This is a genomic window from Corallococcus aberystwythensis, from assembly GCF_003612165.1.
Lineage (GTDB): Bacteria > Myxococcota > Myxococcia > Myxococcales > Myxococcaceae > Corallococcus > Corallococcus aberystwythensis.
Map to the genome: position 1 here is coordinate 14,552 of NZ_RAWK01000088.1, position 19,150 is coordinate 33,701.

Sequence of the window (19,150 nt, forward strand, 5' to 3'; positions counted from 1 at the left end):
CCTTCTCCGAGCCTGTCCTCCGGAGCGTCCCATGCCGAGCAAGCCCCGCCGCACCGGCCACGTCCGCGCGCAGCCCCTCCTCGCGGTGCGCGACGTCGAAGCGAGCAGCCGGTGGTACCAGGCGGTGCTCGGCTGTGAGAGCGGGCACGGCGGGCCTGAGTACGAGATGCTGGTGAACAACGGCGAGCTCGTGCTCCAGCTCCACGCGTGGGACCTGGATGAGCATGCGAACCTGATGGGGCCGGACTCGGCGCCGCGAGGCCACGGCGTGCTGCTGTGGTTCGAGACCACGGACTTCGACGCGTGCGTGGAGGCGGCCGAGGCGCTGAAGGTGGAGTGGGTGGAGGCGCCGCACGTGAACCCGAACTCGCGCCGCTGGGAGTTCTGGGCGAAGGACCCGGACGGCTATGTCGTCGTCGTGTCGGCGGAGTCGCGAGCGAAGCGCTCCTGACTCAGCTCCCGCCCGAGGAACAGCGCGCCCGGGATGGGGTTGAACACGTAGGGTTCAATGGGCCGGAACCCCAGCGACGTGTAGAGGCCGATGGCCGCGCTCATGGTGGACAGCGTGTCCAGGCAGATGCGCGAGTAGCCGGCGGCGCGAGCTTCCTCGCAGATGCGCTCCGCGAACTTGCGGCCCAGTTGTTCGCCCCGGGCCGCGGGCCGGACGTAGAGCCGCTTCATCTCGCAGGCCCCGTCGCTGAGCGGCCGCAGCGCCACGCACCCCAGCTCCTCGACGCCGCGACGTGCGAGCAGCAGCCGTCCCTTGGGAGGCGCGTACTTGCCGGGGAGGCCCGCGAGCTCGGCCTCGAAGTCCTGGAACCCCAGGTCGATGCCCAGGCCCTCGGCGTACTCGCGCCACAGCGTCCGCACCAGGGGCAGGTCATCCGGGAACCGGGCCGGCTCAATCACCATCATGGGCAAGTCCTGCCGGCCGTGAGGCCGCGCCGCAAGGCCTGCGGACTAGCGCCCTGTCTTGATGCCCAGCGATGACGCGGGCGGCGTCTTCTTCGGCTGCGTCGCAGGCCGTGCCGCCCGCTTCTGGAGCGCTACCTCCACCCCGGGCGCGTCCGCCGCGGACACCTGCCGCGTCACCGGCTCGTAGCCATTGAGCGCCAGCGTCAACGCCACCGACGGCTCCCCGGGCATCAGCGGCAGGGCTACCGGCGTGGTGCCGCGCTCCTCGCCCGCCACCTGCACCGTGGCGCCGGGCGGTTCGCTCGTCACCATCAGGCGCACCGGCTGGGGCGCGGTGTTCTCCGGTGGCGTGGGACGCGTGGGCGTCTCCGGCGTGCGGCCCTGCACTTCCTCCGAGGGCCGCGTGGCCACGACCGGGGGCTGCGTCACCGTCCCGGAGCCACCGCGCACCGCCAGCACCGCGGCGCCACCCATCACCATCGCCACACCGCCCACCACGAACGGCACCCACGCGCGCCGCTTCGGAGGCTCCGGCGCCAGGGCCGCGGTGTTCCGCGTCTTCTCCGGCCCCACGCGCGTGGGCGGACGGGACGGCGGGCCCACCAGCTTCGACGCGCGCGACGCGGCCTGCCCTCGCGCACCCGACGTGGGCATCCCGTCGCGCGAGGAGTTGGACTGCGAGTCCAGGTCCACGTCCTCGGCCAGCTGATCCAGCTTCGAGGGATCCGCCTCCGTGGCGATGCGGTCCGCGTACAGCTCGCGGAGGTACGCGGCCAGGTGCGCGCTGCTGGAGGGCAGCCGCAGGTTGAGCGCCCAGTCCTCCAGCGCCAGCCGGAACGCGGCGCAGTCCGTGTAGCGGCCCTCCGGCGTGGGGGCCAATGCCTTGAGCACCACTTCGTCCAGACCCGGCGGCAGCTTCGGGTTGAGCTGCGACGGCGGCGGCACCTGGCAGTCGCGCACCAGCCGCAGCGTCATCAGGTCCGTGTCGCCCTTGAAGAGGCGCTTGCCGGTGAGCAGCTCCCACATCACGACGCCGAGCGCGAACTGGTCGCTCCGGCCGTCCACCGCCATCCCGTTGGCCTGCTCCGGCGACATGTACGGGTACTTGCCCTTGAGCACGCCCGTCGCCGTCTGCTGTCCGCTGGTGGCCGCCTTCGCCACGCCGAAGTCGATGACCTTCACGCCGCCGTCGAACCCAACGAGCACGTTCTGCGGAGACACGTCCCGGTGCACCAGCATCAGCGGCTGGCCGTGTCCGTCCCGCGCACCGTGCGCGTAGGACAGCCCCGCCGCCGCGTCCGCGATGATGCGCACCACCAGTCCCACCGGCAGCGGGCGCTCCTGCTTGCGCGCGAAGCGATCCAACCGGCGCACGTCCTCGCCCTGCACGTACTCCATGGCCAGGCAGTGCCGGCCCTCGATCTCCGTGAGGTCCAGGATGGTGATGAGGTTCGGGTGGGTGAGCCGCGCCACCAGCCGCGCCTCCTCCAGGAACATCTCCAGGAACTCTTCGTCCTCGGCGAGGTGCGGCAGGATGAGCTTGAGGACGACCAGGCGCTCGAAGCCCGTGCCGTGCTCCCGGGCGAGGAACACCTGTCCCATTCCGCCCGACGCGATTTTTCGAAGCAGCTCGTATTTCCCGAAAACGACCGCCATGGGTGTCCGGGAGGATACCGCGCTTTCTCACCGGGCGGGAAACAGCCGACCTCCAAAAAGACAGAGGTCCTGTCCAGCAGGGAGGAGCCCGCCTTCCTACCCGTGGAGGAGGCAGGCAGGCTACTGAGGCCTAGGCCTTCATCTTGTATCCGGAGCGCAGCACCGCGTACGTGACGCCCGTAGCGACCGCGGCGGTGAGCGCGAGGATGGCGCCCCCCACCAGCGGTGAAAACAGGCTGCTGCCGAGCATGCCGTAGCGCAGCCCCTCCACCATGTAGACCATGGGGTTGAAGAGGCTGATGTGGTTCCACGGCGAGGGCAGCTCGCGCACCGAGTAGAAGACGCCGCCCAGGAACGTGAGCGGCAGCATGACGAAGGTGGGGAAGAAGTTGATCTGCTCGAACTTCTCCGCCCACACGGCGGCGAGCATGCCCAGCACGCTGAACACGTAGCTGGAGAGCAGGAGGAAGTAGAGCGTCGCCAGCGGGTGCTCCAGGCTGAAGCCGGAGAACAGCGCCGCGACAATCCACGTCAGCAGGCCCACCACCAGACCGCGCACCATGGCGCCGCCGATGAAGCCCACCATCAATTCGCCGGGCCCCAGCGGCGCCACCAGCAGGTCCACCACCGTGCCTTGAATCTTGGTGATGAATAGCGACGAGGAGCTGTTGAGGAACGCGTTGTTGGCGATGCCCAGGAACACGAGGCCCGGCACGATGAAGTGCAGGTACGGGTGGCCCTCCACCTCGTGGATGCGGCCCGAAATCGAATAGCCGAAGACGATGAAGTACAGCGTGGTGCTGATGAGGGGCGACAGGACGGTCTGGCCCGGCACGCGCATGAAGCGCCGGACCTCCTTCCCGAACAGCGTCTGCATCCCGAGGACGTTCATGGGGTGTTTTTCGAAGGAGCGAGCGGGGTTCAGGCGGCCTGCGAGGGGCGGCCGCGGAGGATTTCGATGAGCACGTCTTCCAGGCGCGAGCGCCGCGTCTCCACCTCGGAGATGGGCAGCCCGTCCGCGTAGAGCGAGCGGAGCAGCTCACCGGAAGGCGCGCAGTTGTCGCGCTCCACGTAGGTGAGCGTGCGGCCGTCGGAGGACAGGCTCGCGGCGAAGCGGACGCCCGCGGCGGGCATGGCGGCCTGCGGTTCGGAGAAGGTGACGACCAGGCGCTTCTCCCCGAAGCGGCGCAGGAGCGCGGCCTTGTCCTCGGTCATGAGGAGCTTGCCCTCGTTGATGATGCCCACGCGGTCCGCCAGCTCCTCCGCCTCTTCCAGGTAGTGCGTGGTGAGGACGATGGTGGTGCCCTCGCTGGCGATCTTCTTCACGTACGTCCACAGGTCGCGGCGCAGCTCCACGTCCACGCCCGCGGTGGGCTCGTCCAGGAACACCAGCTTCGGCTTGTGCACCAGCGCCTTGGCGATGAGCAGCCGGCGCTTCATGCCGCCGGACAGGGCGCGCGTGAGCGAGTCCTTCTTGGCCTGGAGGTTCAGGGCGGTGAGCACTTCGTCGATGCGCGCGTCGTCGCGGGGCTGGCCGTAGTAGCCCTGCTGGATGCGCAGGGACTCCGCGACGGAGAAGAACGGGTCGAAGTTGATCTCCTGCGGCACCAGGCCCACCTGGTAGCGGGGCCCGGTGGGGTCCTGGTCCAGGTCCTTGCCGAAGACCTTCATGGTGCCAGCGGACTTCTTCACCAATCCGCACACACTGCCAATGAGGGTCGTCTTGCCGGCGCCGTTGGGGCCCAGGAGGGCGAAGATTTCACCGGGGCGGATGGTGAGGTCCACCGCGTGCAGGGCGGTGAACTTTCCGTAGGCCTTGGAGAGGCCTTTCAGCTCCAGGGCGGGGGGCGTGGGCTCGGACATGGGGCGCTTCCTCTAACACCTTCGAAATGGGTTCGCTGGTCAGCGAGCAGGCGTTTTCGCTCCTGAACGCGTGACGCGTCCCGTCCAACCGGACACGGGACGGATGCAGGCGCCTTGAGCCGGATGGGGCTCCCTGCTATCCGCTGGCCCGCTCACGTCTCTTCGCGAATCCCAGGAGGCCGCCATGGCCCAGAATTTCATCTTCACGATGCAGGACCTGCGCAAGGTCAAGAACGGCAAGGACATCCTCAAGGGCATCTACCTGTCCTTCTTCCCGGGCGCGAAGATCGGCGTGATTGGCCCCAACGGCTCCGGCAAGTCCACGCTCCTGCGCATCATGGCGGGGGTGGACACGGAGTTCTTCGGCATCGCGAAGCCGGACCCCACGGTGAAGGTGGGCTACCTGGCGCAGGAGCCGCAGCTGGACCCGACCCTGGACGTGAAGGGGAACGTGGAGCTGGGCCTGAAGGAGATCCGCAACGCGCTGGACCGCTTCAACGAAGTCAGCGCGAAGTTCGGCGAGCCCCTGGACGACGCGCAGATGGAGAAGCTGCTCGCCGAGCAGGGCAAGCTGCAGGACTTCATCGACTCCACGAACGGCTGGGAGCTGGACCGCACGCTGGACATGGCGATGGACGCCCTGCGCCTGCCCCCGGGCGACGCAGACGTGACGAAGCTGTCCGGCGGTGAGAAGCGCCGCGTGGCGCTCTGCCGCATCCTGCTGGAGAAGCCGGACCTGCTGCTCCTGGACGAGCCCACCAACCACCTGGACGCGGAGAGCGTCGCGTGGCTGGAGCAGGCGCTGAAGGCATACACGGGGACCATCGTGTGCATCACGCACGACCGGTACTTCCTGGACAACGTGGCGGAGTGGATTTTGGAGCTGGACCGCGGCGAGGGAGTGCCCTGGAAGGGGAACTACTCCAGCTGGCTGGACCAGAAGCAGAAGCGGCTGGAGCTGGAGGAGAAGTCGGAGAGCCACCGTCAGAAGACGCTCAAGCGCGAGCTGGAGTGGGTGCGGGCGTCTCCGAAGGCGCGTCAGGCGAAGAGCAAGGCGCGCATCGCCGCGTACGAGGAGCTGTTCAACCAGTCGCAGCAGAAGCGCGAGCCGACGGGCGAGGTGATGATTCCCCCGGGTCCGCCGCTGGGTGGGTTGGTGGTGGAGGCGAAGGGGCTGCGCAAGGCGTACGGCGACCGGCTGCTCATCGACGAGCTGAACTTCAAGCTGCCGCCGGGCGGCATCGTGGGCGTGATTGGGCCGAACGGCGCGGGCAAGACGACGCTGTTCCGGATGATGACGGGCACGGAGAAGCCGGACGCGGGCGAGCTGCGGGTGGGCGAGTCGGTGGTGATGGCCTACGTGGACCAGAGCCGCGACGCGCTGAACGGTGAGCAGACGGTGTTCCAGGAGGTGAGCGGCGGGTTGGACCTCATCGACCTGGGCAAGGCGGGCACGGTGCCCAGCCGCGCGTACCTGTCGGGCTTCGCGTTCAAGGGCACGGATCAGCAGAAGCGGGTGAAGGACCTGTCCGGCGGCGAGCGCAACCGGCTGCACCTGGCGAAGATGCTCAAGGCCGGCGGCAACCTGCTGCTGTTGGACGAGCCCACGAACGACCTGGACGTGGAGACGCTGCGGAGCCTGGAGGACGCGCTGTTGAGCTTCGCGGGCTGCGCGGTGGTCATCAGCCACGACCGCTGGTTCCTGGACCGCATCGTCACGCACATCCTGGCGTTCGAAGGCGACAGCAAGGCGTTCTTCTTCGAGGGCAACTTCGAGGACTACGAAGCGGACAAGAAGAAGCGCCTGGGCCCGGACGCGCTGGAGCCGCACCGCATCCGGTACCGCCCGCTGACGAAGAACTGAGACACGGTGGCGCAGTGCTCCGCCCTGTGAGTGATTCCGGGGCGGAGGTGTCGTCGGGAGGAGGGTGCACGCGTGATTGAGAAGGTGCAGTTCCGCAACTTCAAGGCGTACCGCTCACTCGACCTGGACCTGGAGCCCTTCACGGTGCTGGTGGGGCCGAATGCTTCGGGGAAGACCACGTTGTTGGAGGGGCTGCGGCTGATTTCTGACCATGCAGCTTCCGCTTTCATTGACCCATACGATGCGGACTGGGCTGATCCGAAGCTCCGCTCATTTGGAGTATCCAGACCAATCGAATTGACCCTCTCTGGCCGTTGGAACAAGACGCCAGGATTGCTCCGATATGTGGGTCATGAGCCTGAAATAGATGGTTTGGATCATCCAGTTTCTGGCCAATGGGGGGAACTCAACTTTGGTTTAGGGCAGGTTGAGGGAAGCGCAAAACCTATTGGTGAAAGTGAGTCGTTGTTTGATTTTGGATTGAAGCTCCTTGCAACGGAGGTTCTTCGTTTTGAGTTGATGAGGTTGGCTGAGGCCTCTTACAGCGAGGCCGAAATCCCTAGAGTCGAGGGGAATGGCTCAGGCTTGGCGTCAGTGCTGGCGTATCTCAAGCTAAGCCATGATGAGACTTTCTCTGAGATTGAGCTGTCTCTGAAACGGATTGTTCCCTCCGTTCGGAGGATTCGCATTGAGCGCGCTATGGTTGAACAGAATAGCTTGCGTACTATTGCGCTTGATGAGCAGAAAGCTCTTGTGCCTGAAAAACGCACGCTTTGGGGTAATCGAATCGTCCTGGATATGCAGGGGGCGAAGGGCGTTCCGGCTAACGCGGCAGGCGAAGGAACGTTGATGGTCCTCGGGCTTCTGACTGTGCTAATGGGGCCTCAGAAGCCGCGACTGGTGCTACTCGATGACATTGAGCTGGCGCTACACCCTACTGCGCAGGAAAGGTTGATTGCGGCTCTGCGTGTCATCCAGGCTAAGGATCCTGAGTTGCAGATCGTTGCAACCAGTCACTCACCATTCATCCTGAACTATCTGAAGCCAGAGGAGGTCCGGATGACCTTTCTCACGGAGAACGGGTTCGCTCGCTGTGAGAAGCTCACGGCGCATCCCGAGTTCGAGAAGTGGAAGGAATTGATGAGTCCCGGTGAGTTTTGGAGCACCGTGGGCGAGAGTTGGATTGGCAAGGTGTCGGCTTCCGCTTCACATGAGTGAGCCCGCATACGCACTGGGGGTGGTATGTGAGGCACCTGCTGACCGGGAGACGGCCTGCCTGCTGGCGGATCGTGTCCTGGTGGGTGCCATCGACTGGCTCGACGACGGGACGTTGGACACACAGCGTCGTTGGCAGGGGCGGACCCCGAATGAGTCGTTCCTGCGGTGGGCCTCCGTGAGGAGTGAGGCCGACAAAGCAGGACTCAAGGGGCTCTTTGGCCATTTCGGCAGCAAGCCCGGCGAGCCCGATGCACTCGTTGCCCGGCGTGCGCTCATGCTGTTCATGAAGGCGGACAAAGCTCCGGATGCCGTCGTGCTCATTCGGGACAGCGATGCGGACCCGCGACGACGGCTTGGTCTGGAGCAGGCACGGGATGACGGACGCTGGCCGTTTCAGGTTGTCATTGGCGTCGCTGAGCCCAAGCGGGAGTGCTGGGTCCTCACTGGCTTCGAGGCGAGAGCCCACGAAGAAAAAGCACTCGACGAACTCGAACAGCGGCTCTCGTTCCATCCCGTTCGAGACGCACACCGGCTGACAGCGAGTGAGCACGGCGCGAAGAACGACGCCAAGAGGGCGCTGAAAGAACTCATGTCCGAGGACCCAGAGCGTGAGCGTGAATGTCTGCGCGACACCCCTTTGGCCTCCCTCCAAGCCCAAGGCTCGAAGGTCGGCCTCTCAAAGTTCCTGGAAGAAGTGCGTCAGCGCTTGGTGCCCGTGGTGAGCGGCACCTCACCCGCTCCGTGAGCCCCAGCGCTTCTTGAACGTGTCCCTCCTCGCGGCCCACCAGTCGCGCCACTCCTTCACCGCGGCCTCCCTCTCTTCCCGCGGACCCGCGGGCTGGAAGTGGAGTCAGGTGGACGTCGCGTCCCTCAGGCACATCTCCGCCAGGAACCTTGTGCGGACGTCGTCGCTCTCCAGCAGGTCGATGAGCTCCGGGATGGTGCGCCGTCCCATCGCCTCCCGCGCCTGTGTGAACCCCTTGGAATCCTCCGCCATGGCGCAAGTGTTCCCAGGCCAGGCCCCCGGCGCGAGCCCCGCTGGTGGACACTGTTCCCCACCGGGCTTCTAGGGCGCGGGCGGGGCCGCTATGGTCCGTTCCCAGCGGAGGACTCGCCCGCCAGGAGCCATGAACTTCGTCTTCATCTCCCCCCACTTCCCCTCCCAGTACTTCCACTTCGCCGCCGCGCTGCGCGAGCGCGGGGTGTCCGTGCTGGGCATCGGTGACACGCCCTACGAGTCCCTGCGCCCGGAGCTGCGGGAGTCGCTGCGCGAATACTTCTTCGTCCCCAGCCTCACCGACTCCGACGCCCTCCTGCGCGCCACCGGCTACCTCACCTGGCGCCACGGCCGCATCGACCGCATCGAGTCCCTCAACGAGTCCTGGCTCGAAGTCGAAGCCCGCCTGCGCGAGGACTTCCACGTCCCCGGCCTCCAGCCGTCGGACATCCTCAAGCTGCGCTCCAAGTCCGGCATGGCGGAGGTCTTCCACGCCTCCGGCGTCCCCCACCCGGACCTGCTGCGCGTGCGCGACGCGGACCAGGTGAAGGAGTTCGCCGCGCGCGTGGGCTACCCGCTCGTGCTCAAGCCCGACGTGGGCGTGGGCGCCGCCCACACCTTCAAGGTCGCCAGCGACGCGGAGGTGGATGCCGCGCTCGCCCACCCGCTGCCCACGTCCTACGTGGCCCAGCCCTTCGTGCGCGGCACCATCGTCACCTACGACGGCATCGTGGACCGCCACGGCGTCATCGTCTTCAACCTCAGTCACGAATACAGCGACGGCGGCATGGAGACCGTCACCGAGCGGCGCGACATCTCCTTCTGGAGCCTCCAGCACATCCCCGCCGCGCTCGACGTGCTGGGCCGCCAGGTCGTCGCCGCGTTCGGTCTGCGCGAGCGCTGGTTCCACCTGGAGTTCTTCCGCCTGCCGGATGGCCGCTTCGTCGTGCTGGAGGCCAACCTGCGCCCGCCCGGCGGCTTCATGACGGACATGATGAACTACACGTGCGACATCGACGTGTACCGGCTCTATGCCCGCGTCGTGACGGGCGACCCGGTGGCGGACTTCCAATACACGCCGCGCCACCATGTCTGCCACAGCGCCCGCCGTCACGGCCGCCGCTACAAGCACAGCCACTTGCAGATCGTCGAGCGGCTGGGCAGCTCGCTGCTCGTGCACCGCGAGCTGCCGCCCATCTACCACTCGCTGCTGGGCGAGGAGATGTACCTCACGCGCCACGTGGACCGCGAATCCATGCAGGACGCGGTGCGCTTCATCCAGGCGACGTGAGCCTCAGGGCTCCGTCGCCCAGGTGAGCGCGTACACGGTGCTGTCCCCGTCGTCGTGCAGCTTCGTCACGCGCGGCGACTTCGCACCGCCCGCGGCCAGCAGGGACTCGAGGAGGGCCTCCACGTAGCCGGGCCCACCGAGGCTCGAGTTGAAGTGCAGCTCGAAGTGCGCGGGGCCGCGCTCCGTGAGCGTCGCCTCCGTGTAGTTGTCCGTGCCGCGCATCACCTCCGGCAGCCGCTGCACCATGCGCCGGGGGCCCAGCACGCGCATCACGCCCATCACCGCGCGGCCCAGCAGGGTGGCCCCGTAGCCCTCCACGTGCGCCCGGGCCAGCCGAGCGTAGCCCTCCGCTCGGGGCAGGCCCGGGTACACCTCTTCCACGATGATCTCCAGGCACCGCCCCCAGAGCGACAGGGGGTAGAGCGGCAACAGGGGCCGGTCCAGGTCCACGCCCGCCTGGCGCAGCCGTTCACGCAGGCGGGGGGACACCTGGCCCTTCAGGCCGTGCTGGAGCAGGCCTTCCACGACCTGCACATAGACCTGCCGCTGTTCGGGCGGCACCGAGCGGGGCCGGCGGGTCACGGGCGGGGACTCAGCCGAGCAACCACTGCATGGCGCCCGGCAGCCGGCGCTGCCAGTCCTTCTCGTGGTGCTCGCCGCCGGGCTCCAGCACGAGTGACACCTCGTGGTCGCCGTAGCCCAGGCCCTTGAGGTGGTGGAAGAAGTCGCGCGTGCCCTGGCCGTAGTCCAGGGGGATGCCGCCCGCGTGGATGAACTCCGTGGCGCCCGCGTCCAGGTAGATGCGCGTCCAGCGCTGGCTGTGCTCGCGCCACGCGTCGAACAGACGGCCCTCGCTCCACATCACCGTGGGCGACAGCGCGCCGATGCGCCCGAACACCCGCGGGAACTTCCACCCCAGGTACAGCGAGATGAGGCCGCCCAGGGACGAGCCCATCGTGCCGGTCCACTCGCTGCCCTGGCGCGTGCGGTACGTTCGGTCGATGTATGGCTTCAGCTCCTCCACGAGGAAGCGCCCGTAGGCCTCGCCGCGCGCGGACACGCCGTTGCGCGGCTCGTCCCACGGCGAGTACTCCTGGAAGCGGCCGGGGCCGGAATCCACGGCGACGATGATCCACGGCTCCATCCGCCCCGCGCTCACGTTCTCCTCCGCGACGCGGTTGGCGCACCACGTGTCGAAGACGGCGGACTCCGGATGCGCGAAGACGTTCTGCCCGTCGTGCATGTAGAGCACCGGGAAGCGGTGGTCCCGCGAGGCGTCGTAATTGTCCGGCGTGTAGATGCGGACGGTGCGGTTGAACCCCTCTTGGGGAGAGGGGAAGTGGCGAAGGATGTGGACGTGGCCCATGCGCTGTTCTTGGGGCCGGACGGGACCGGCCCTCGCGAAGATGTGGCCGCAGCATAGCCGCACCGCCCCACACCCACGTGGAAGGGATTGGACCGCCGTCCCTGGCCTGGACGCCGGGTCCGGGGAAGGGATGGACCCCGCGTCAGGCTTTCGCTGTAGGGAAGGGTGGTCCCATCCGTGCAGAGGGCCCGCCGCGTGCGTTCCGTCCTCGTCTGCGTGTGGTTGTTCCTGTTGGGTCTGCCCTTCGTGGCGCTCGCCGCGTCGTACGAGGTCGACCCCGAGGACACGGGGGAACAGGCGCTGTTCGCGCTGAGGGAGGACGGCGCCATCACGGCGGAGACGCTGTCGGCGCTGCTGGTGCTGCGGCGCACGGGCGTGGATCCAGCGCATGCGTCGCGCGCCGGGCTCTATGCGCTGCCGGGGCTGACGTACGCGCGCGTGGATGGGCTCACGGCTTCCGGCAGGCTGACGCCGGAGGAGCGGCGCCGGCTGGCGCCATTCCTCGTGTCCTCGACGCCGGATCGGGTGTCTGGCGATGCGCGGCTGCTGACGGCGTTCGCGGCGTCGGATCCGGTGCTGCCTCCCATGGCGCTCCAGGTGCGCGTCGCGGGGCCGGAGGGATGGCGCGTGGGGCTGCTCACGTCGCTGACGCGGCGGCGGTTGGGCGCGGTGCACCGGGATGCGAGTCAACGGAGGCTGGTGGCAGAGGCGCCCGGTGTGTCGGTGGTCGTGCCCAAGTTCCACGGGCAATGGACGGGCGAGCGGGCTTCGGTGCTGGTGGGCTCGTACCGGCTGGGCTTCGGGCAGCGGCTGACGTTGGACACCACCGGGCTGCCCACGCCGGACGGCTTCCTGCCCGACGACGCCGTGCGAGTCCCGGGCGACGTGGAGCGCTGGTGCTTCCTGGGAGAAGGCGCCTGCACACCCGAGGAGCGCGCCGCGGACGTGACGCCGGACTTCCAGTGGGACGAAGCCTTCCGGGGAGTGGTGGGCACGGTGGGGACCTCCTCTGGAGTGTCCGTGACGGGCTTCGGTTCGTACCAGTCCCGTTCCCTGCTCTCGCATGCGCTGATGGAACGGACGTCTTGCGAGGGCACGGCCTGCAAGGCGCCGGCGGTGTGGCTCGCGGGGACGGACGCACCCGCCGGGCGCGTGGTGTCGCGCACGCTGCCCGGCGTGTTCCATGAGTGGGCCGGTGGAGGCCACGCGGCGCTCGCCTGGACCTCGCGAGTGCAGCTGGGCGTGACTGCCTGGGGGGCGAGGCCGGTGTGGAGCGTGGAGGGCGCGACGCTCGATTTCCGCTCCACGGCGGGCTACCCGGCGAGCGGCGCTTTCGGCGCGGTGGGCATGGATGGCGCGTGGGGCCTGGGACCCGTGGACCTCTTCGTGGAGGCGGCGCGCACGTTCGATGCGGCACCGGGCGGAGGCGGTGGATACGGCGTGCTCCAGCGCACGGTGGTGGCGGGTACATCGAAGGAACTGGAGCTGTCGCTGCGTGCCTACGGCCGCGGCTTCGCCAATCCCTACACGGGCGCGACGTCCGGCCCGGACGAACTGGAAGGCTCACGGGCCCGGAACGAGGTGGGCGCACGCGTGCGCTACCTGCATCGCCTGGAGCGCACCCTGCGGCTGCGCGGGGAGGTGGATGCGTGGACGCTGCCCTCGGACGGCGCGGCGGTGGGCAGCGCCGGCACGGTGAACCTGCGCGCTTCCGCCCGGGTGGACTGGCGGGCGCATGCGCTCTTCCAGCCGGCACTGTGGGCCGAGTACCGGGACAAGGACGTCGGCGTGGCGGGGGACTGCTTCGACGGTTCGGCGGAGGAGCCCTGTTCGGGCTCTCTGTTGCGCATCACGGCCCGGGTGAAGGCGGATCTTCACGACGCCGTGTCCGTGGCCGCGCAGTACGCGCATGCACGCGTGGATGACCGCGTGAATCAGGGTGTGCGTGAGGACGCGCACGCGGTCGTGGAGGCGCAGGTCCGGCCGAGCGAGACCGTGAGGCTGCGAGGCCGCGCCGTGTGGAAGGACGAGGACCTGTCGACGCGCAACCGGCTGGAGCAGTCCTTCCGGGCCACGCTCGATGCGAGCTGGGCGGCGGCGGACGCCGTGACGACGCGGGCCCGGTACGCGTGGGTCGTCGACTTGAAGGACGCGCGAGGTGCCCGGACGCCGCCGGATGCGCCCCGGCACCTGTTCGCGCTGGAAGTGGAGACGCGGTTCTGAAGGGAGCGGAGTGTGGCGGCTTGGGCAGTGCGGGGATGGGGCGTGAGGTTTGGATTGGGATGGCTGCTGGGATGGGTGGGGGCGTGCGGACTGCCCGCGTGGGAGGAGGAGCCAGCGGCCTGTGCAGCGCTGTTGCCGGGGGACCTGGTCATCACCGAGTACCTCAACGACCCCGCGGGCGCGGACACGGGGAAGGAGTACGTGGAGCTCCACAACCCCACCCGTGAAACCGTGGACCTGCTGGGCGTCACGCTCTTCACCGCGCGCGACGAGGAGGCCCAGGAGCGGGTCTTTACGTTCACCACGGGCCTGCCGGTGGATGCGGGGGCCTTCGTCGTGCTGGGGGACGTGCGCGAAGGAGCACTGCCCGAGCATGTCGATGGGACCTATGGCGACGCGCTCGGCGCGATGGGGAACAGCACGGGGCTGCTGGGCCTGCGGTGCGGGACGCGCTTGCTGGACTCGGTGGTGCTCACCGCGCCAGCGAAGTCCGGCGCGGCCCGGACCTATGACGGCCGGCTCGTGCCCGACTCTGAGGGCAATGACGACCTGTCGCGCTGGTGTGATGCACCGGGAGAAACCCGGGGCAGCCCTGGAAGCGCGAACACCGCATGTCCGGAATCGGCGGACGGCGGAGTGCCTTCAGGGGACGGAGGCCATGTCGCGACGTGCCTGCCGCCGGGCGCCATCAGTCCTCGGGATGTCCAGGCTCCGCGTCCAGGCGACCTGATCATCACCGAGGTGATGGCCAACCCGCGCGGCGACGACACCGTGGGGGAATGGCTGGAGGTCCGCGCCACCGTGCCCGTGGATCTCAACGGGCTGACGGTGGGGACGGACACCTCCGGCACACGCCTGGAATCAGAGCGCTGTCTGTCGCTCGCCGCAGGAGAGTCCGCGCTGCTCGCGCGCAGGAGGGAGCCGGAGGTGAACGGCGGCCTGCCGGAGCCGCGGGCCACGTTCTCCGTGGACCTGCGCAACGCGGGCGGGGTGGTCGCCGTGCGCGCGGGAGGCGTGCTCATCGACAGCGCTCTGTATGGCCCGGCCCAGGACGGTGTGGCCACCCAGGTCTCCATGCCGCTCACCGCCGATGCGAAGTGGTGCTCGGCCACGGAGGCCTATGGCGACAAGGGCAACCTGGGCACACCGGGACGGACCAACCGCACCTGCACGGGCACGGACGCGGGAGTCACGCAGGCGGGTTGCATCGACCGGGCGACGGGACAGCCCCGCGCGCTCCGCGCTCCTTCCGTGGGCTCGCTGGTGATCACCGAGTTCATGGCGGACCCCAGCGCCGTCCCGGATGCAGTGGGCGAATGGGTGGAGGTGCTCGCGCTGCGCGAGGTGGACCTCAACGGCGTGACGCTCGCCAATGAATCGAGCAGCTCCGCCCTGGAGTCTCCGCTGTGCCTGTCCATGAAGGCCGGGGGCTTCGCGGTCCTCGCTCACGGTGACGACGCTTCGCTCAATGGCGGGCTGCCCTCTGTGCTCGGCACCTTCGGGTTCGGCCTGACCAACGGTGCGGGGGCCCATGTCCTCAAGCTGTCGGCGCAGGGCACCGTCCTGGACTCGGTGGCCTTCACGTGGGCCGCGAGTCCTGGCGTGTCGTCGCAGTTGGATGCGCGCGTGCGGGACGCCGCCGGCAACGACGCGGCCGGGGCCTTCTGTCCCACGCTGGCCGGTGTGACCTACGGCGCGGGCGACCGGGGCACCCCTGGCCGGGAGAACCGGACGTGCGCGCGATGAGGCCGCAGGCGTTGGGGTGGCTGCTGCTGCTCACCGTCCTGTCCGCCTGTGGCGGCGGGGAAGGGGAGTGCGGACCGGCCACGGGCGTGGTGACGAAGGTCATCGACGGAGACACCGTGGTGCTCCAGGACGGCGAGCGGATCCGCTACCTGCTGGCCGACACCCCGGAGACGACGCAGGGCCACGAGGACTGCTTCGGCGAGGAGGCCGCGGCGTTCAACCGTTCGCTCGTGGAGAACCGCACGGTGCGGCTGCGGGACGCGGAGGCGTGCACGGACCGCTTTGGACGGCGGCTCGCCTACGTGTCCGTGGACGGGCAGGACGTGAACGCGCTGCTCGTGCAACGCGGCTACGCCTGCACGCTGTTCGTCCCGCCGGCCGGAGCCTCCCGGCGCGGCGAGTTCGAAGCCCTGGAACTGGAGGCCCGGCGTGCCCGCCGGGGCCTGTGGGGCCGCTGCCCTGCGCCGTGTCCCAGGGGCCGGCGCACGGCGGCGTCCACCCTACGGCAGCGTGTCCGTCACCGCCTGGGCCAGCTCCGAGTCCACCGGCCAGGCCGCCGGGCGGCGCGACGTGGTGAGGTCCAGCGTGTCGCCCGTGAGCTTCGCCCCGAAGGCGTCTCCCACGGACAGCCGCACCTTGCGCACCTGCTCCCGCAGCACGTCACCCACGTCGGGAGTCCGGGCGAGTGTGCCCAGCACCTCGATGCCGCGCTCGATGAGCCACGCCAGCGGCTGGATGTTGATTTCCTGCTCCAGCGCCCCGGGGCCGAACTCCGCCGTCACCGGCGTGCCCCAGGCGCTGGACAGCTTGTCAGCCATCGCGGGCAGGTGCCGCCGCAGGTGCATGGGCGAGGACTCGGGCATCGACTTCGCGGGCGTGTCCAGCACCGTGGCGTCATGCAGCGTGAGCGCCTCGATGACCCCGTCCGGGACGAACGTCACGTCCAGGCCTTCCCCGCGCGAGTTGTAGCCGCCGGAGGTGATGAGCAGCACGCCGCGGCCCTGGCGGAACTCGCCGTACTCCCGGACAATCCCCGTCACCTCGCGCCCGCTGCGCAGGAACACCGTCACCTGCGGCAGGTTCAGCGGCAGGCCCTCGTTGCGGCGGCGCATGAGGATGCTCATCGCCTCCAGCACCTCCCAGACGCTGCGCACGTGGCCCCGGGCCAGCGACTCCAGCGGATCCACCGGCTGGGTCGTGCTCATGACCGGTCCTCCGTCGCCAGGACGTGTCCCCAGGTACAGGTCCCCAGGGGCAGCCGCCCCGTCGTCAGCGTGTCCACGCCCTGTCCGCTGGTCCCGTGTTCCGCGAATGCCATGCCCTGCTGCCTCCCGTGTGCTTGGGAAACAGTCTCTCTCAGCTCTCCGACGGGACCCAGCGGTTCGAGAAGGCCTCCCATGGCCGCCTGCCGCCCCCTCGGGGTGCATGCCAGAGGTGGGCAGTCCACCCCACCTCCTCCCGCAGGCCCCATCCATGCCGGGGTGCGTGATGCGCATCTTCCCTCCACTCCGGGCACGTCCAGGGAGCAGGAGCACGGTGACACACACTCTTCTGACAGCAGGCGGCCTGCCTTGTCCGACCGGTGTCTCCGGGGTGCCGGAATGAACCCGGTCGTGTCTGCGGCGGACTCGCTCGCGGATCTCGTGGCGGAGCGGCGCGAGGAGATCATCCGGCGCTGGAGCGCCCGGCTGGAGCCCTCTCCGGAGGGCATGCCCATGGAGCTCCAGGACCGGTTACAGGGAATGCTCAACCTGGTGGACGCGCTCGTGCTCGTCCTCCGCCAGGGCGGCGTGGAGAGCCGGGCCTCGGGGGTGGTCTCGGCCCATGCCCGGGAAATCGGGCTGCGGCGCTTCCAGGCCGGTGCGCGTGTGGAGTCGCTGGTGGAGGAGTACGGCCTGCTGCGCGAGGCCCTCCTGGAGGTGCTGGATGCGTACCACCGGCCGCTGGGCACGGCCGAGCTGCGCTCGCTGTGGCGCGCGCTGGACCGGAGCCTGACGGAGGCCGTGGCCCACTTCGTCCACGAACACGAACAGGCGCTGCGCTCCCGGGAGCGGCGGCTGCAGGACATCCTCGACCACGCCCCGGCCGCCATCTACGCGAAGGACGCCTTGGGGCGGTACCTCTTCATCAACCGTCCCTTCGAGGCCATCTCCGGCCACGAGCGCGCGGCGGTGCTGGGGCGCTCGGACCTGGAGCTGTTCCCCCGGGAGACGGCGGAGCGCTTCCGGCACAATGACCGCCGGGTGCTGGCGGCGAAGACGCCGCTGGTGTTCGACGAGGAGGTGCTCCAGCCCGACGGGCCGCACCTCTACCACACGATGAAGTTCCCCCTGCCCAGCATCGCGGAGGGTGAACCCTGGGCCCTCTGTGGCGTGTCCACGGACATCACCACCACGCGCACGCTGCGCCAGGAGCGCGACGAGGCTCGCGAGCAGCTCCAACGCGTGCTCACCCAGCTGCCCGTCGTTCTGTGGGCCTTCGACGCGCAGGGCGTGTTCACCCTCTTCGAGGGTGAGGGCGTGACGTCCGCGGCCGTGTCCTCCCGGGTGATGCACGGGCGCTCCGTCTTCGAGGTGTTCCGGGACCGGCGGGACGTGGTGGAGGTCGTCCTGCGCGCGCTGGCCGGGGAGCAGCTGTCCACGGAGCTGTACCTCATGGGCGTCTGGTTCGAGGTCCGTTTCATGCCCGTGTTCGACCCGGGCGGTCGGGTGGTGAGCGTGTCGGGCGTGTCGCTGGACATCACCGAGCGGCGCCGGGCCGAGCAGGAGCTGCGGGCGTCGGAGACGCGCTACCGGCTGGCCACCCAGGCCACCCGCGACATCATCTGGGACTGGGACCTGGTGACGGATGAAATCCGCTGGAGCGACCTGGCACCGCGCATCCTCCGGCTGGACACGTCCCGGGGGCCGCCCCTCATGGACATGGCGTGGTGGACGGCCAGCCTGCACCCCGACGAGCGCGAGCGGGTGACGCGGGAACTACAGGAGGCGCTCGACAGCCCCGAGGGCCACTGGCTGGCCGAGTACCGGCTTCAGCGGGGCGACGGGACCTGGGCCTTCGTCGAGGACCGGGGCCGCGTGGTGAAGGACCTCCAGGGCCGGCCGGTGCGCATGGTGGGCGCCATGCAGGACGTCACCGGCCGGCACGAGGCCGAGGCCGAGGCGAAGCGCCGCGCGGAGTTCGAACAGCTGCTCATCGGCATCGTCGGCCACGACCTGCGCAACCCCATCTCCGCCATCACCATGGCGGCCACCACCCTGGCGAAGCGCGAGGACGCCGACCCGCGCGACCAGAAGGCCGTGACCCGCATCCTCTCCAGCGCCGAGCGCGCGCACCGCATGCTGCGCGACGTGCTGGACTTCACCCAGGCCCGGCTGGGCGGCGGCATCCCCATGGCCCCGCGCGACGTGGACCTCCTGGAGCTGGTGCGCCAGGTGGTGGACGAGGTGCAGCAGGCCCACCCGGACCGGCGCCTGGAGGTGGACGGGCGGGGCGGGGCGCGGCTGTGGTGCGACCCGGACCGGCTGGCGCAGGTCATCACCAACCTGGTGAACAACGCGCTCGCCTACGGGGACGCCCTCTGCCCGGTGCGCGTGCGGCTGCGCGGCCAGCCGGGCACGGTGACGCTCGCGGTGAAGAACCAGGGGCCCCCGATTCCGCGGGACCTGCTGCCGTACCTGTTCGAACCCCTCAAGCGCGCGGAGGCCCGCGAAGGCAACCGCACCGCCCACGGGCTGGGGCTGGGGCTGTTCATCGTGAAGCACATCGTGGATGCGCACGCCGGCCGGCTGCGCGTGCGCTCCACCGTCCAGGACGGCACGACCTTCCTCGTGCAGCTGCCACGCCGGCCTCCTCCCCAGGACTGACGTGCCGCTTTCCCGGCGCGCGCTTGCCCTGGCGGGACGGCCCAGGTAGCAAAGGGGCTCCGGCGGCGGGCGGGTCCTGCCTTTCCGGAAGGAGAGCGGAGCGGCGCCATGAACAAGAAGTGGATTGTCGGGCTGGGGGTGGGGG

At 69.3% G+C, this 19,150-nt stretch carries 16 protein-coding genes and 1 pseudogene; 9 read left to right on the forward strand and 8 right to left on the reverse strand.

Features of this window, described 5'->3' with window-relative positions; genetic code table 11:
- Positions 1–31 precede the first annotated feature (31 nt).
- Positions 32–451: a VOC family protein gene (locus D7W81_RS16295; protein ID WP_120556300.1), complete on the forward strand. Its 420-nt coding sequence runs from the start codon at positions 32–34 to the stop codon at positions 449–451.
- Here the strand turns inward: D7W81_RS16295 and D7W81_RS16300 are convergent.
- The 4 genes from D7W81_RS16300 to D7W81_RS16315 form a co-directional block, all read right to left on the reverse strand.
- Positions 406–915, reverse strand: coding sequence for a GNAT family N-acetyltransferase (locus tag D7W81_RS16300; protein ID WP_120556301.1), 510 nt, complete (start codon positions 913–915; stop codon positions 406–408). The two genes, D7W81_RS16295 and D7W81_RS16300, sit on opposite strands and share 46 nt — an antisense overlap.
- Positions 916–960: 45 nt before the next feature.
- Complete coding sequence (locus D7W81_RS16305) at positions 961–2,571, reverse strand: serine/threonine protein kinase (protein WP_120556302.1); 1,611 nt, start codon at positions 2,569–2,571, stop codon at positions 961–963.
- 130 nt (positions 2,572–2,701) lie between these two features.
- Complete coding sequence (locus tag D7W81_RS16310; protein ID WP_120556303.1) at positions 2,702–3,463, reverse strand: ABC transporter permease; 762 nt, start codon at positions 3,461–3,463, stop codon at positions 2,702–2,704.
- A gap of 29 nt (positions 3,464–3,492) precedes the next feature.
- On the reverse strand, positions 3,493–4,434 hold the full coding sequence (locus D7W81_RS16315; protein WP_120556304.1) for an ABC transporter ATP-binding protein: 942 nt from the start codon (positions 4,432–4,434) through the stop codon (positions 3,493–3,495).
- 184 nt (positions 4,435–4,618) lie between these two features.
- Here D7W81_RS16315 and ettA point away from each other — a divergent pair, with 184 nt between their 5' ends.
- The 3 genes from ettA to D7W81_RS16330 all read left to right on the forward strand — a co-directional run bounded on the left by ettA (position 4,619) and on the right by D7W81_RS16330 (position 8,261).
- Positions 4,619–6,298, forward strand: coding sequence for an energy-dependent translational throttle protein EttA (ettA, locus tag D7W81_RS16320; RefSeq protein WP_120556305.1), 1,680 nt, complete (start codon positions 4,619–4,621; stop codon positions 6,296–6,298).
- A gap of 72 nt (positions 6,299–6,370) precedes the next feature.
- The gene (locus D7W81_RS16325; RefSeq protein WP_158621610.1) at positions 6,371–7,516 is read left to right on the forward strand and encodes an AAA family ATPase; all 1,146 of its coding nucleotides are present in this window, start codon (positions 6,371–6,373) and stop codon (positions 7,514–7,516) included.
- Positions 7,517–7,595: 79 nt separating this feature from the next.
- A complete protein-coding gene (locus D7W81_RS16330; RefSeq protein WP_244227242.1) occupies positions 7,596–8,261 on the forward strand; it encodes a hypothetical protein in 666 nt (221 codons plus the stop codon).
- Positions 8,262–8,366: 105 nt separating this feature from the next.
- Here the strand turns inward: D7W81_RS16330 and D7W81_RS42370 are convergent, their stop codons facing one another.
- Entirely contained in the window at positions 8,367–8,513 is a 147-nt protein-coding gene (locus D7W81_RS42370; protein WP_158621611.1) for a hypothetical protein, read from the reverse strand.
- A gap of 130 nt (positions 8,514–8,643) precedes the next feature.
- Between D7W81_RS42370 and D7W81_RS16335 the strand changes: the two genes are divergently transcribed.
- On the forward strand, positions 8,644–9,804 hold the full coding sequence (locus D7W81_RS16335) for an ATP-grasp domain-containing protein (RefSeq protein WP_120556308.1): 1,161 nt from the start codon (positions 8,644–8,646) through the stop codon (positions 9,802–9,804).
- A gap of 3 nt (positions 9,805–9,807) precedes the next feature.
- Here the strand turns inward: D7W81_RS16335 and D7W81_RS16340 are convergent, their stop codons facing one another.
- Both D7W81_RS16340 and D7W81_RS16345 read right to left on the reverse strand, forming a co-directional pair.
- Complete coding sequence (locus tag D7W81_RS16340) at positions 9,808–10,386, reverse strand: DUF2378 family protein (RefSeq protein WP_244227243.1); 579 nt, start codon at positions 10,384–10,386, stop codon at positions 9,808–9,810.
- Positions 10,387–10,396: 10 nt separating this feature from the next.
- Positions 10,397–11,170 (reverse strand): alpha/beta hydrolase, encoded by a 774-nt coding sequence (locus tag D7W81_RS16345; protein ID WP_120556309.1) that lies wholly within the window; start codon positions 11,168–11,170, stop codon positions 10,397–10,399.
- 195 nt (positions 11,171–11,365) lie between these two features.
- Between D7W81_RS16345 and D7W81_RS16350 the strand changes: the two genes are divergently transcribed.
- The 3 genes and pseudogenes from D7W81_RS16350 to D7W81_RS16360 form a co-directional block, all read left to right on the forward strand.
- Entirely contained in the window at positions 11,366–13,393 is a 2,028-nt protein-coding gene (locus D7W81_RS16350; protein ID WP_208721330.1) for a hypothetical protein, read from the forward strand.
- Between the two features lie 42 nt (positions 13,394–13,435).
- Complete coding sequence (locus tag D7W81_RS16355; RefSeq protein WP_244227244.1) at positions 13,436–15,139, forward strand: lamin tail domain-containing protein; 1,704 nt, start codon at positions 13,436–13,438, stop codon at positions 15,137–15,139.
- Positions 15,136–15,576 (forward strand): annotated as a pseudogene (locus tag D7W81_RS16360) (thermonuclease family protein); the annotation flags it as partial. The gene D7W81_RS16355 and the pseudogene D7W81_RS16360, both read left to right, overlap by 4 nt.
- A 63-nt stretch (positions 15,577–15,639) precedes the next feature.
- Here D7W81_RS16360 and D7W81_RS42785 read toward each other — a convergent pair.
- Positions 15,640–16,344, reverse strand: coding sequence for a hypothetical protein (locus D7W81_RS42785; protein WP_167508066.1), 705 nt, complete (start codon positions 16,342–16,344; stop codon positions 15,640–15,642).
- A gap of 396 nt (positions 16,345–16,740) precedes the next feature.
- Here D7W81_RS42785 and D7W81_RS16365 point away from each other — a divergent pair, with 396 nt between their 5' ends.
- Positions 16,741–19,005, forward strand: coding sequence for a PAS domain-containing protein (locus tag D7W81_RS16365; RefSeq protein WP_120556314.1), 2,265 nt, complete (start codon positions 16,741–16,743; stop codon positions 19,003–19,005).
- The last annotated feature ends 145 nt before the right edge of the window (positions 19,006–19,150 follow it).